Origin of the sequence: Micromonospora sp. NBC_00860 (assembly GCF_045207375.1) — a bacterium.
Lineage (GTDB): Bacteria > Actinomycetota > Actinomycetes > Mycobacteriales > Micromonosporaceae > Micromonospora > Micromonospora vinacea.
The window spans coordinates 602,462-614,821 of record NZ_CP108825.1; the positions used below are offsets into that span (position 1 = coordinate 602,462).

Here is a 12,360-nt window from a genome sequence, read left to right on the forward strand (position 1 = left end):
CGACCTGAAGGAGAGACTAGCCTGATGGGCGTGACACGCCGCGCGAAGATCGTCTGCACTCTTGGACCCGCCACCTCGTCCCCGGAGCGCATCCGGGGTCTTGTCGAGGCCGGCATGAACGTGGCGAGGCTCAACTTCAGCCACGGCAGCCACGCCGACCACGAGGCGGTCTATCGACTGGTCCGGGAGGCATCGGAGGCGGCGGGTAAGCCGGTCGCCGTCCTCGCCGACCTGCAAGGTCCCAAGATCCGGCTCGGTCGGTTCGCCGACGGCCCCCACGAGTGGCGCACCGGTGACTCGGTCGTCATCACTGGCGACGACGTCATCGGCACCAAGGATCGGGTCTCCTGCACCTACACGAAGCTGCCCCACGAGGTGAAGCCCGGCGACCGGCTGCTGATCGACGACGGCCGGGTCGCCGTCGAGGTCACCGACGTCACCGGCAACGACATCCGCTGCCTCGTCACCGAGGGCGGCCCGGTCTCCAACAACAAGGGCGTGTCGCTGCCCAACGTGGCGGTCAGTGTGCCCGCCATGTCGGACAAGGACGCCGAGGACCTGCGCTTCTCCCTGGGGCTCGGCGTCGACCTGGTGGCGCTGTCCTTCGTCCGCTCCGCCGAGGACATCAAGCTCGTCCACAACATCATGGCCGAGGAGGGCGTGTTCCGCCCGGTGCTCGCCAAGGTCGAGAAGCCGGAGGCGGTGGAGCACCTGGAGGCCATCGTGCTGGCCTTCGACGGTGTCATGGTCGCCCGTGGTGACCTCGGCGTCGAGATGCCGCTGGACGAGGTCCCGCTGGTGCAGAAGCGCGCCGTGCAGCTGTGCCGGGAGAACGCCAAGCCCGTCATCGTGGCCACCCAGATGCTCGACTCCATGATCGAGAACTCCCGCCCCACCCGGGCGGAGGCCTCCGACGTCGCCAACGCGGTGCTCGACGGCGCGGACGCGGTGATGCTCTCCGGCGAGACCAGCGTCGGCAAGTACCCGGTGCTCACCGTCAGCACCATGGCCAAGATCGTGACGACCACCGAGGCCGGTTCGATCGGGGTGCCGCGGTTGCAGCACGACCCGCGTACCCACGGTGGCGCCCTCACCGTCGCCGCCTCGTCGATCGCCCGGGCCATCAACGCCAAGGCACTCGTCGCCTTCTCGCAGACCGGCGACACCGTGCGACGGCTGTCCCGCCTGCACTGCGACCTGCCGCTGCTGGCCTTCACGCCGGTCCCCGAGGTGCGCGACCAGCTCGCCCTCACCTGGGGCGTGGAGACCTTCCTGATGCCGTTCGTGCAGCACACCGACGACATGTTCCGCCAGGTCGACCAGGCGCTGCTCGGCCTCGACCGGGCCAACCCCGGTGACTACGTGGTGATCGTGGCGGGTAGCCCGCCCGGCACCCCCGGCTCGACCAACACGCTGCGCGTACACCAGCTCGGCTCGCTGGTCGACGCCGCGTCGGCGCGGGCGCTGCAGTGAGCGACGGTCGGGTCGCGGTCGGCCAGGCGGCGGTGGACCAGCTGCTGGAAGTCCTGGACCTCGACCCGACCGGCGAGATGACCTTCCGGGGGATGAGCCCCCCGGTCGGCCCACAACGGGTGTACGGCGGCCAGGTCGCCGGTCAGGCCCTGGTCGCCGCCGGCCGCACCGTCGACCCGGAGCGGTTCGTGCACTCGCTGCACGGCTACTTCGTCCGCCCCGGCGACCCGGTCGAACCGATCGCGTACGAGGTGGAGAACATCCGCGACGGCCGGTCCTTCTCGGTCCGCCGCGCTGTCGCCCTCCAGCACGGGAAGCCGATCTTCTTCATGTCGGCGTCGTTCCAGCGGGCCGAGGAGGGCCTGGACCATCAGGCTCCGGCCCCGCTGGACGTACCCCCGCCGCAGGACGTGCCGACGATGACCGACAGGCTCTCCCGCTACCCGGAGCGGCTGGGCATCTGGGGTCAGATCCCGCGACCGATCGACGTGCGCTACGTGGGTGAGCCCGGCTGGGTCCGCCCCGGCGACCGGCCCGCCGACCCGCACCAGCGCGTCTGGATGCGCATCGACGGCAAACTGCCCGACGACCCCCTGCTGCACGCCTGTGCGCTCACCTACGCCTCGGACCTCACCCTGCTGGACTCGGTGCTCTCCGCACACGGCGAGGTGTGGGGGCCGGGCGGGTTGGTCGGCGCGAGCCTGGACCACGCGCTCTGGTTCCACAGGCCGTTCCGGGCCGACGAGTGGTTCCTCTACGACTGCCTGAGCCCGTCGGCGTCCGGCGCGCGTGGGCTGGCCACCGGCCGGATGTTCACCACCGACGGCCGGCAGATCGCCAGCGCCGTCCAGGAGGGTCTGCTGCGCCGCGTCGGCGCCTGACGCTCTCGTCCATCCCGCCAGTCAGCTGTCACTCATCCCCGCCAGGCCTCTGGCGGGGATGAGGCGCGTCAGGCCTGGTGGATGGCCTCCCCGGCGATCTCGATCTGCACCGTCTTGCCGACCAGCACCCCGCCGCTCTCCAGGACGACATTCCAGAGCAGGCCGTAGTCCTCACGGTTCATCTCGGCCGTCGCGCTGAAACCGAAGATGTTCTGCCCGTACGGATCCTGACGGGCACCACCGAAATTCACCGCCAGGTCGACGGCCCGGGTGATTCCCTTCACGGTCAGCTCACCGGTGAGGACGAATCGTCCGGGAACACCGTCGGACTGCGGCGGAACAATGTGACTCCGGCCTCGTCCGCCCAGTCGATGGTTGCGCAGACGCGCCCACTGGAATATGGGGTCCTCGTTGCCCTGCCATTTGATGCCGGTGCTTCGATATTCAAGGGTGGGAAAACGCTCCACGTCGAGGAAGTCGGCACTCTTCAGATGCGTGTCCCGGTCGACGCTTCCGGTGGTGATGCTCGCCGACATGATGGTGGCCGTCACCGAGGAGAGCAGCGGGTCCTCCGCCACGTAGATCTGGGCGGTGGCCTCGGCGAACTCGCCGCGTACCGGGCTCACCATCATGTGCCGGGACAGGAAACCGATCCGCTTGTGCGCCTGATCGAGAAGATAGGTGCCGGCCACCGGGATGGTCATGCCGTCCCAGGTGCGGGTGGCGATATCGGTCATCGTGTTGCCTTCCCCCCGAGCACAACCCGGGTGTTTATCAATATGTTGCTGGCGGCCGGGCAAATGGCCAGACATTCGTTCTCACGCCCAGCATAGGGACGCTCCGGACCGGCATTTCGGCCGCCACCGTGCCGTGGATCATGAGCTACTTCACCGGCCCTGCCGGCGGCCGTTCACCGGCCCTGCCGGTGGCCCGGACGGGCGCAGGCAGGGCCACTTTCCATCGATGCGTGGCCGATCGGCCGAGGGTCGGCCGCCCGCGCGGTTGACCAGGGACTAACCTTGCCGACATGCGCCTCTCCGCCCGGGTCGACTATGCCCTCCGCGCGGCCGCCGAGCTTGCCGCGACGGCCAGCGGCCCCGGGCGCGGCCGGCCGGTCACGGCCGATCAGATCGCCCGCGCCCAGGAGATCCCGCCGAAGTTCCTGGAGAGCATCCTTCTCCAGCTGCGCCGGGGCGGCATCGTGCACGCCCAGCGCGGCCCGGAGGGCGGCTACTGGCTGGCCCGCCCGGCCGAGGAGATCTCCCTCGCCGAGGTCATCCGGGTGATCGACGGGCCTCTCGCCCACGTACGCGGGCAGCGTCCCGAGCAGCTCGGCTACCACGGCCCGGCGCACGCCCTCCAGGAGGTCTGGATCGCGCTGCGAGCAAGCGAGCGGGAGATCCTGGAACTGGTCAGCGTCGCCGACGTGGCCGCCGGCACCCTGCCCGCGCGTGTCACCGAGCTGGCCGCCGACCCACGCGCCTGGATCTGATCGCCGGCTCGGTTTCCGGCCTCACGTCACCTGGCCGCTGACCTCGCGCGCCCGAAAAGCGCGCCGTTCGGTTCCCGGCCTTGCGGCACGGGACGCTGACCTGGCGCACCGCCCCGCCGCGTCCCATCCACCGATCGGGGGCTTGACCCTGACTGCCCCATCCCGCATTGTCGACCAAGTCGATAGGAGATGCCGAAAAGTCAGGGGGCGCTCGTGCGCAAGCTGTTGGTCCTCGCTCTGGTCGGGCTCGTCGCGCAACTGATCGATGGTTCGCTCGGCATGGCGTACGGCTTGACCTCCTCCACCCTGCTGCTGGTCGCCGGGGTCGCCCCGGCCGCCGCCTCGGCCTCGGTGCACCTGGCCGAGATCGGCACCACGCTCGCCGCCGGGTTCGCGCACTGGCGGTTCGGCAACGTCGACTGGCGGGTGGTCACCCGCATCGCCCTGCCTGGCGCGATCGGCGCCTTCGCCGGCGCGACAGTGCTCAGCTCCATCTCCACCGAGGCCGCCGCACCGTGGATGGCCGGCATTCTCTTCACGCTCGGCGCGTACCTCCTGGTCCGCTTCGCCCGACCGCTGCGCACCGACCGGGCCGGCGGGCGGCTACGCGGTCGTTTCCTCAGCCCCCTGGGCCTGGTCGCCGGCTTCGTCGACGCGACCGGCGGCGGCGGGTGGGGCCCGGTGGCCACCCCGGCGTTGCTGGTGTCCGGCCGCATGGAACCCCGCAAGGTGATCGGCTCGGTGGACACCGCCGAGTTCGTCGTGGCCGGCGCGGCCAGCGTCGGCTTCCTGATCGGGCTGGGCACGGAGGGGTTCCTGCTCCCCACTGTCGCCGCGCTGCTCATCGGCGGGCTCATCGCCGCCCCGCTGGCCGCCTGGCTGGTGCGAATCGTGCCCGCCCAACTGCTCGGCGCGGCAATCGGCGGCGTGATCGTGCTGACCAACGCCCGCACCCTGATCCGTTCCGCCGAACTGGACGGTCCGGTCCGCCCCGCCCTGTACGTCCTCCTCGCCGCCGGCTGGCTGGCCGCCCTGGTGTTCGCCGTGCGCGCCCTACGCCGTACCCGCCGCGCCCGCGCCGAAGCCGCGAACGCTTCCGCCGCCGCGAACGCTTCCGCCGCTTCCGCCGCCGCTGCCGGCCCGTCCGCCGAAGAAGAGGTCCCGGCCGATCTCGCCGCAATGGGTACGTCCGCCCCCCGCTGAATCCCGTTCCGCCCGCCCGCGGCCGATACCCGGTCACGTCGTCATCGCCGAGGTCGACTCACCAAGATCGCGCAACATCCTGGATGTAGTGGCATCCCGGCGCTTCGTGGCCACTACGTCCTGGATCGAGCGTGACCTTGCTGGCGGTGGGCGCCCGCGAATCCCGCTCCCGGTCGGCCGCGCGCGGCGTTCGTCGTCAAGATCCGCGCAATATCAGGGATGTTGGTGTCTCCCGCGCGTCGGAGGCGGCAACATCCGGGAAGTTGCGGAGATCTTGGCGCGGGCGCGGGCGCGGGCGCGGGCGCGGGCGCGGGCGCGGGCGCGGGCGCGGGCGCGGGCGCGGGGCGAACGGGGGGTTAGGGAGTGAGCAGGGTGTTGGCCGCTTCGGAGAGCAGGGTCCAGGCTTCGTCGATGTGCGCTTCGGCGGTCCGGGGTGAGCCGACCGCCAGCCGCAGCGTGTAGCGGCCGGCGACGCGGGTGTGCGTCAGGTGTACCCGCCCGGTGGCGTTCGCCGAGGCCAGCAACGCCGCGTTGGTGTCGTCGTCGGCGCGTAGGCGGAAGCAGACCAGTGAGAACGGGTGCGCCGCGGCCAACTCGAACCGGTCGTCGGCGCGGACCCGCTCGGCGAAGCGTTCGGCCAGTGCCACCCCGGAGCGGATGTGCGCCCGCAGCCCTTCGGCGCCGTACCAGCGCAGCACGAACCACAGTTTGAGGGACCGGAACCGCCGGCCCAGCGGCACCTGCCAGTCCCGGTAGTCGATCACCGCACCGGATTCGGAGGCCGCGTTGCGCAGGAACTCCGGCAGTACGGTCAGCGCCTCGATCAGTTCGGCGCGGTCGGCCACCCAGAACGCGTCGCAGTCGAAGCCGGTGAGCAACCACTTGTGCGGGTCGAAGCAGTAGGAGTCGGCGTACTCCAGGCCGGCGTGCGTCCACCGCAGTTCGGGGCAGACGGCGGCGGCGCCCGCGTACGCGGCGTCCACGTGCAGCCAGATCCCGTGTTCGGCGCAGATGGCCCCGATCTCGGGGAGCGGGTCGACGGCGGTGGTGGAGGTGGTGCCGATGGTCGCCACCACGACGGCCGGCACGTCACCGGTGGCCAGGTCGGCCTCGATGGCGGCCCGCAGCGCGCCTGGCAGCATCGCCTGGGTGTCCGGGTCCACAGCGATCGACCGGATTCCGTCGCTGCCCAGCCCGGCGATCCGTACCGCCTTTTCGATAGACGAGTGCCCGTGGAGGGAGGTGTAGGCGCGGTAGCGCCGGTCGATGCCGGTGTGCCGCCAGCGGCCGCCGCTGACCCGGTGCAGCGCGGCCAGGGTGGCCACCAGCGTCGCCGAGGAGGCCGAGTCCTGGATGACCCCACCGCCGGTGCCCGTGGAGCGGAACCGCTGTGGCAGGTCCAGCAGGTGGGCCAGCCAGTCCATCATCACCGTCTCCACCTCGGTGCAGGCCGGGCTGGAGGCCCAGAGCATCCCCTGGACTCCGAGCCCGGAGCTGACCAGGTCGCCGAGCACGCTCGGGCCGGAGGTGTTGCCGGGGAAGTAGCCGTAGAAGCCCGGGTGCTGCCAGTGGGTCAGCCCCGGCACGACGATCGAGTCCAGGTCGGCGAGGATCGCCTCGACCGGTTCGCCGCCGGTGGTGGGCGGCTCACTGGGCAGTGCGGCGGCCACCGTGCCCGGGGGGTCGGCCGGGGCGACAGGTCGTTGCTCCACTGTCGCCCAGTAGTCGGCGATCCAGTCGACGACGGCGTGACCGGCGCGACGGAATTCGGCGGGGTCCATGTGGTGAGCGCTCACCCGGACGAGTTGATCAGGCAGGGATCGCGGAGGCAAGACCCACGGCAAGCGACAATCATCGATGTTGCGTGTCGGAAAGCGCTTGCCTTACGATGCGCGGTGAGTCGGATCCGTGAGTTCCAGGGCGTTTCACCCCCGATCAGAACGCCGTCCACCGCCGTCGCGGTGGGGTCGGTCCACTGTGCTTCCCGGGCAGGGCCGGTGGGTCATGGCGATCACCACCGGATCCCCGGAGGCAGTGCATGCACCCGTCCAGACATCGGCTGATCCTGCTCGCCGTCACGACGGCGGCCACCGTCGTGGCCGGCACCCTCGGCACGGTCGCCGCCTCGGCCGCCGCCGTCGGCTGCCGGGTCGACTATCAGATCACCAACCAGTGGCAGGGCGGCTTCGGCGCCAACGTCACAGTCACCAACCTCGGCGACCCGGTCAACGGGTGGGCCCTCACCTGGTCGTACGCCGCGGGCCAGCAGGTCACCCAGGCGTGGAACACCGCCGTCACCCAGTCCGGCGCCCAGGTGACCGCGCGCAACGTCGATCACAACGTCGCCATCGCGACGAACGGCAACGCCTCGTTCGGCTTCAACGGTTCGTGGACCGGCAGCAACCCGGTGCCGAGCAGCTTCGCGCTCAACGGCACCACCTGCACGGGCGCCCCACCCACCGACGAGCCGACCACCCCGCCACCCACCACCCCGCCGCCCACCACGCCACCCCCGACCACGCCGCCACCGTCGGCCGGGGTGGTGCAGATGGAGAACCTGGACCGAGGGTTGGTCAGCGTCCGCTCCGGCAGCGGCAACCTGGTCTCCTGGCGGCTGCTCGGCACCGAGACCTCCGGGGTGGCGTTCAACCTCTACCGGGGATCCACCAGGGTCAACGCCAGCCCGATCACCGGCGCCACCAACTACCTCGACAGCGGCGCGGCGGCCGGCTCGGCGTACACCGTGCGGGCCGTGGTGGGCGGCGCCGAGCAGGCGGCGTCGGCGCCGGCGTTGCAGTTCGGCGCGGGCTACCTGGACGTGCCGTTGCAGGTCCCGGCCGGGGGCAGCACCCCGAGCGGCGAGAGCTACAGCTACAGCGCCAGCGACGCCTCCGTCGGTGACCTCAACGGCGACGGCAGCTACGAGATCGTGCTCAAGTGGGAACCGTCGAACGCCAAGGACAACTCCCAGTCCGGCTACACCGGCAACGTCTACGTCGACGCGTACACACTCACCGGCACCCGGTTGTGGCGGGTCGACCTGGGCCGCAACATCCGGGCCGGCGCCCACTACACCCAGTTCCAGGTGTACGACTACGACGGCGACGGCCGCGCCGAGGTGGCCATGAAGACCGCCGACGGCACCCGCTCCGGCACCGGTCAGCTCATCGGCTCGTCGTCGGCCGACCACCGCAACTCCAGCGGCTACGTGCTGTCCGGCCCGGAGTACCTGACCATGTTCAACGGTCAGACCGGTGCGATCGCCTCCACCGTCAGCTACGACCCACCGCGCGGCACCGTGTCGTCCTGGGGCGACTCGTACGGCAACCGGGTGGACCGTTTCCTCGCCGGCACCGCCTACCTGGACGGGCAGCGCCCCTCGCTGATCATGGCCCGGGGTTACTACACCCGCGCGGTGATCGCGGCCTGGGACTTCCGCAACGGCACGCTGACGAAGCGCTGGACGTTCGACTCGAACTCCTCCGGCAACGGCGCCGCCGCCGGTCAGGGCAACCACCAACTCTCGGTGGCCGACGTCGACGCCGACGGCCGCCAGGAGATCGTGTACGGGGCCGCCACCATCGACGACAACGGCCGGCTGCTGCACTCGACGGGCAACGGTCACGGCGACGCCCTGCACGTCGGTGACCTGGACCCGGGCCGCGCCGGCCTGGAGGTGTTCAAGGTCGACGAGGACGCCAGTAAGCCCAGCTCCTACTTCGCCGACGCCCGTACCGGTCAGGTCCTCTGGTCCACGCCGGCGTCCGGGGACAACGGCCGGGGTGTCTCCGCTGACATCTGGGCGGGCAGCCCCGGCGCGGAGTCGTGGTCGTCAGCGGTCTCCGGACTGGCCAACACCCGGGGGCAGAACGTGGGCCGCAAGCCGTCCTCGGCCAACTTCCTCGCCTGGTGGGACGGCGACCCGGTGCGGGAACTGCTCGACGGCACGAAGATCGACAAGTACGGCACCGGCGGCGAGACCCGGCTGCTCGACGGCAGCGGGGTGGCGTCCAACAACGGCACCAAGTCCACGCCGGCGCTCTCCGGCGACATCCTGGGCGACTGGCGCGAGGAGGTGATCTGGCGGACCACCGACAGCCGGGCGTTGCGCATCTACAGCACACCCACGCCGACCAGCACGCGGATCTACACACTGATGCACGACCCGCAGTATCGGGTGGCTATCGCGTGGCAGAACACGGCCTACAACCAACCGCCGCACCCGGGGTTCTTCATCGGCAACGGAATGGGCGCTCCGCCCACGCCGGATATCCACCTACGTTGATGAAACCCCTGGCGGTCCCGAGCGGGGTCGCCTAGGGTGGCAGGCACCGGGCCGCAGCCGCGGAATCCGCTCAGCTCCGGCCCGGTGCGCCACACCGCGGCATTCCCAACCCGTCCCGACCGGGAATGCCGTACCACCACCGGAACCAACATTAGGCACCGTCCGGGTCGGCGGGGTGACGCTGACGTGAAGATCGTGTTTCACGCCGTCCGGCGTAGACCGCCCGCCACCTGCTCGGCGATCAATTCGTACGACCGCACCCGGTCCTTCACGTCGTACACCAGCGTGGTCAGCATCAGCTCGTCCGCACCGGTACGCTCCACCAGCTCGGTCAGTTGCCGACGCACCGTCTCCGGCGAGCCCATCGCCTGACCGTCGCGGCGCGCCACGACGAACTCCCGCTCGATCTCGGAGTACGGGTACGCCGCCGCCTCGTCCGGCGTCGACAGCGGCTCCGGCCGCCCGGAGCGCAACTTCAGGAACGACAGGGCGCTCGGCCCGGCCAACCATTCGGCCCGCTCGTCGGTCTCCGCGCACACCGCGTTGACCGCCACCATCGCGTACGGCTTGTCCAGCCACTGCGACGGCCGGAAGTTCTGCCGGTACAGGGCCAGCGCCGGCAGGGTGTTCTGCGAGCTGAAGTGGTGCGCGAAGGAGAACGGCAGACCGAGCAGGCCGGCGAGCTGGGCGCTGAAACCGCTGGAGCCCAACAGCCACACGGCCGGCTGCTCACCGCGACCCGGCGTGGCGATGATCTGCCCCGGCTTCTCCCCGCTGAAGTAGTTCATCAGGTCCGTCAGCTCGCGCGGGAAACCCTCCGCCGACAGGCCCTCCGTGGTGCGCCGCAACGCCAGCGCGGTCACCTGGTCGGTGCCCGGCGCCCGCCCGATGCCCAGGTCGATCCGACCGGGGTGCAGCGCCTCCAGGGTGCCGAACTGCTCGGCCACCACCAGCGGCGCGTGGTTGGGCAACATCACCCCGCCCGACCCCAACCGGATCGTCGAGGTGTTCGCCGCAAGGTGCGCCAGCAGCACCGCGGGGGCGGAGCTGGCGATCGCCGGCATGTTGTGGTGCTCGGCCACCCAGAACCGGTGGTAGCCGAACTCCTCGGTGCGGCGGGCCAGCTCGGTGGTGGCCTGCAACGCCGCGCCAGCGGTGGTGCCCTTGGCGACCGGAGCAAGATCAAGAACAGACAACGGTACGGTGATCACACGGTCAGCCAACCCGTCGCCGGCCGGTTTTGTTCCGGCATACGGGTTTTCGTCTGCCACCTCACCCGCCGCTCAACCCATCCCGCGCGCCTGCTCGAAGATCAGACTGGTCTGCGTGTGCTGCACCACCGGGTCCACCGCCAGGTGGTCCAGCACGAAGTCCCGCAACGCGTCACCGGACGCCGCCCGCACATGCAGCACGTAGTCCTCCGCGCCGGCCACGTGGAACACCGACACCACCCCCGGCAGCCGCACCGACCGGGCCCGGAACGCGTCCACCGCCGCCCGCTCGTGCGCTGTCAAACGCACCGACACCAACGCCTGCAACGGCAGGCCGAGCGCCGCCGGATCCACCTCGGCGTGGAAACCGCGGATCGCACCACGCTCGCGCAGCGCCCGGGTGCGCGTCAGGCACGTCGACGGCGCCACGCCCACCCGCTCGGCGAGGGCGTTGTTCGGCAGCCGGCCGTCCGCCGCCAGCTCGGTCAGGATCGCGCGGTCCACCTCGTCCAGGGCCGGATACGGCCGCACATCATTCGGCTCAGGGGGCATTGCGCCATCCTCGCCCGAACCGAACACGGAAACCAACCCGACTCACAGAATGATCTGCCGAACCATTGCCCACCGGCGGCCGGATGTTCGACGCTACCGCCATGACAACGATGGACACCCGGGCCGTACACGCCGGCCGCGACGACCTCCGCACCCTCGGCGTGCACGTACCACCCATCGACCTGTCGACCACCAACCCACTGCCCTCCGTCGACGACGGCGGCGCCGCGTACGAGCAACTCGCCACCGGCGGCACCCTCCCCACCGACGGCGGCGCCGTCTACCAACGGCTCTGGAACCCCACCGTCGCCCGCTTCGAAACCGCCCTCGCCGAACTGGAAGGCACCACCCAGGCCGTCGCCTTCGCCAGCGGAATGGCCGCCCTCACCGCCACACTGCTCGCCGCCGCCCGCGACGACCGCCGACACGTCGTCGCCGTCCGCCCCCTCTACGGCGGCACCGACCACATCCTCGCCACCGGCCTGCTCGGCACCACAGTCACCTGGACGCGCCCCGACGAGGTCGCCACCGCCATCCGCCCCGACACCGCACTGGTCATCGTCGAGACACCCGCCAACCCCACAGTCGACCTGGTCGACATCGCCGCCCTCGCCGCCGCGGCCGGCGACATCCCACTGCTCGTCGACAACACCGTCGCCACCCCCGTACTGCAACAACCCGCCCGGCACGGCGCCACCCTCGTCCTGCACAGCGCCACCAAGAGCATCGGCGGGCACGGCGACGTCCTCGCCGGTGTCGTCGCCTGCGACGACACCTGGGCCGTACGACTACGCCAGGTCCGCGCCGTCACCGGCGCGATCCTGCACCCCCTCGGCGGCTACCTGCTGCACCGCGGCCTGCAAACCCTGCCGCTGCGAGTCCGCGCCCAACAGGCCACCGCCGAGAAACTCGCCGGCTGGCTCGCCGACCACCCCGCCGTACACCGGGTGCACCACCCCTCGGTGCACGACCCGGCGGCGCTGGTCGGGCGGCAGATGTCCGGACCCGGCAGCCTGCTCGCCTTCGAGGTACGCGGCGGCGCGCCCGCCGCGGCCGCCGTCGCCGGCGCCTGCCGCCTCATCACCCACGCGGTCTCCCTCGGCGGCGTCGACACCCTCATCCAACACCCCGCCTCACTCACCCACCGGCCGGTCGAAGGCGACGCCAAACCCGCCGCCGCCCTGCTGCGCCTCTCCGTCGGCCTCGAAGACCCCGAGGACCTGCGCGCCGACCTCGCCCACGCCCTCGACACGATCGCCTGAC

10 protein-coding genes are annotated in these 12,360 nt (G+C 71.1%); 6 read left to right on the forward strand and 4 right to left on the reverse strand.

Going from position 1 to position 12,360, the window contains the following annotated elements:
* The first annotated feature begins 24 nt into the window (after positions 1 to 24).
* Together pyk and OH804_RS02895 are read left to right on the forward strand one after the other, a co-directional pair.
* Positions 25 to 1,473 (forward strand): pyruvate kinase, encoded by a 1,449-nt coding sequence (pyk, locus tag OH804_RS02890; protein WP_196924481.1) that lies wholly within the window; start codon positions 25 to 27, stop codon positions 1,471 to 1,473.
* Positions 1,470 to 2,354, forward strand: coding sequence for an acyl-CoA thioesterase II (locus tag OH804_RS02895; protein WP_196924479.1), 885 nt, complete (start codon positions 1,470 to 1,472; stop codon positions 2,352 to 2,354). Before pyk ends, OH804_RS02895 begins: the two co-directional genes overlap by 4 nt.
* A 68-nt stretch (positions 2,355 to 2,422) precedes the next feature.
* Here OH804_RS02895 and OH804_RS02900 read toward each other — a convergent pair whose 3' ends face one another.
* Positions 2,423 to 3,091, reverse strand: a complete 669-nt coding sequence (locus OH804_RS02900) for a YceI family protein (RefSeq protein WP_406066399.1) — start codon at positions 3,089 to 3,091, stop codon at positions 2,423 to 2,425.
* A gap of 290 nt (positions 3,092 to 3,381) precedes the next feature.
* Here OH804_RS02900 and OH804_RS02905 point away from each other — a divergent pair, with 290 nt between their 5' ends.
* Positions 3,382 to 3,846 carry an Rrf2 family transcriptional regulator gene (locus tag OH804_RS02905; RefSeq protein ID WP_091407884.1) on the forward strand — a complete coding sequence of 155 codons (465 nt, stop codon included), beginning with the start codon at positions 3,382 to 3,384 and terminating at the stop codon, positions 3,844 to 3,846.
* A gap of 213 nt (positions 3,847 to 4,059) precedes the next feature.
* Positions 4,060 to 5,049: a sulfite exporter TauE/SafE family protein gene (locus OH804_RS02910; RefSeq protein WP_406062564.1), complete on the forward strand. Its 990-nt coding sequence runs from the start codon at positions 4,060 to 4,062 to the stop codon at positions 5,047 to 5,049.
* Between the two features lie 356 nt (positions 5,050 to 5,405).
* On the opposite strand, the gene OH804_RS02915 is transcribed toward OH804_RS02910, so the two are convergent.
* Positions 5,406 to 6,845, reverse strand: a complete 1,440-nt coding sequence (locus tag OH804_RS02915; RefSeq protein ID WP_406062566.1) for a pyridoxal-dependent decarboxylase — start codon at positions 6,843 to 6,845, stop codon at positions 5,406 to 5,408.
* A 242-nt stretch (positions 6,846 to 7,087) separates the two neighbouring features.
* Here OH804_RS02915 and OH804_RS02920 point away from each other — a divergent pair, with 242 nt between their 5' ends.
* Positions 7,088 to 9,334 carry a cellulose binding domain-containing protein gene (locus OH804_RS02920; RefSeq protein ID WP_406062567.1) on the forward strand — a complete coding sequence of 749 codons (2,247 nt, stop codon included), beginning with the start codon at positions 7,088 to 7,090 and terminating at the stop codon, positions 9,332 to 9,334.
* A 200-nt stretch (positions 9,335 to 9,534) separates the two neighbouring features.
* Here OH804_RS02920 and OH804_RS02925 read toward each other — a convergent pair whose 3' ends face one another.
* Together OH804_RS02925 and OH804_RS02930 are read right to left on the reverse strand one after the other, a co-directional pair.
* Complete coding sequence (locus OH804_RS02925) at positions 9,535 to 10,545, reverse strand: LLM class flavin-dependent oxidoreductase (RefSeq protein WP_406062569.1); 1,011 nt, start codon at positions 10,543 to 10,545, stop codon at positions 9,535 to 9,537.
* 72 nt (positions 10,546 to 10,617) lie between these two features.
* Positions 10,618 to 11,097 carry an Lrp/AsnC family transcriptional regulator gene (locus OH804_RS02930; RefSeq protein WP_030334356.1) on the reverse strand — a complete coding sequence of 160 codons (480 nt, stop codon included), beginning with the start codon at positions 11,095 to 11,097 and terminating at the stop codon, positions 10,618 to 10,620.
* Between the two features lie 83 nt (positions 11,098 to 11,180).
* Here OH804_RS02930 and OH804_RS02935 point away from each other — a divergent pair, with 83 nt between their 5' ends.
* Positions 11,181 to 12,359 (forward strand): trans-sulfuration enzyme family protein, encoded by a 1,179-nt coding sequence (locus OH804_RS02935; protein ID WP_406062572.1) that lies wholly within the window; start codon positions 11,181 to 11,183, stop codon positions 12,357 to 12,359.
* Position 12,360: the final 1 nt, after the last annotated feature.

Bases quoted from the DNA above. Each gene is read 5' to 3' on its own strand.
- pyk (WP_196924481.1), top strand. From the start codon at position 25: ATGGGCGTGACACGCCGCGCGAAGATCGTCTGCACTCTTGGACCCGCC.
- OH804_RS02900 (WP_406066399.1), bottom strand. From the start codon at position 3,091: ATGACCGATATCGCCACCCGCACCTGGGACGGCATGACCATCCCGGTG.
- OH804_RS02905 (WP_091407884.1), top strand. From the start codon at position 3,382: ATGCGCCTCTCCGCCCGGGTCGACTATGCCCTCCGCGCGGCCGCCGAG.
- OH804_RS02920 (WP_406062567.1), top strand. From the start codon at position 7,088: ATGCACCCGTCCAGACATCGGCTGATCCTGCTCGCCGTCACGACGGCG.
- OH804_RS02930 (WP_030334356.1), bottom strand. From the start codon at position 11,097: ATGCCCCCTGAGCCGAATGATGTGCGGCCGTATCCGGCCCTGGACGAG.
- OH804_RS02935 (WP_406062572.1), top strand. From the start codon at position 11,181: ATGTTCGACGCTACCGCCATGACAACGATGGACACCCGGGCCGTACAC.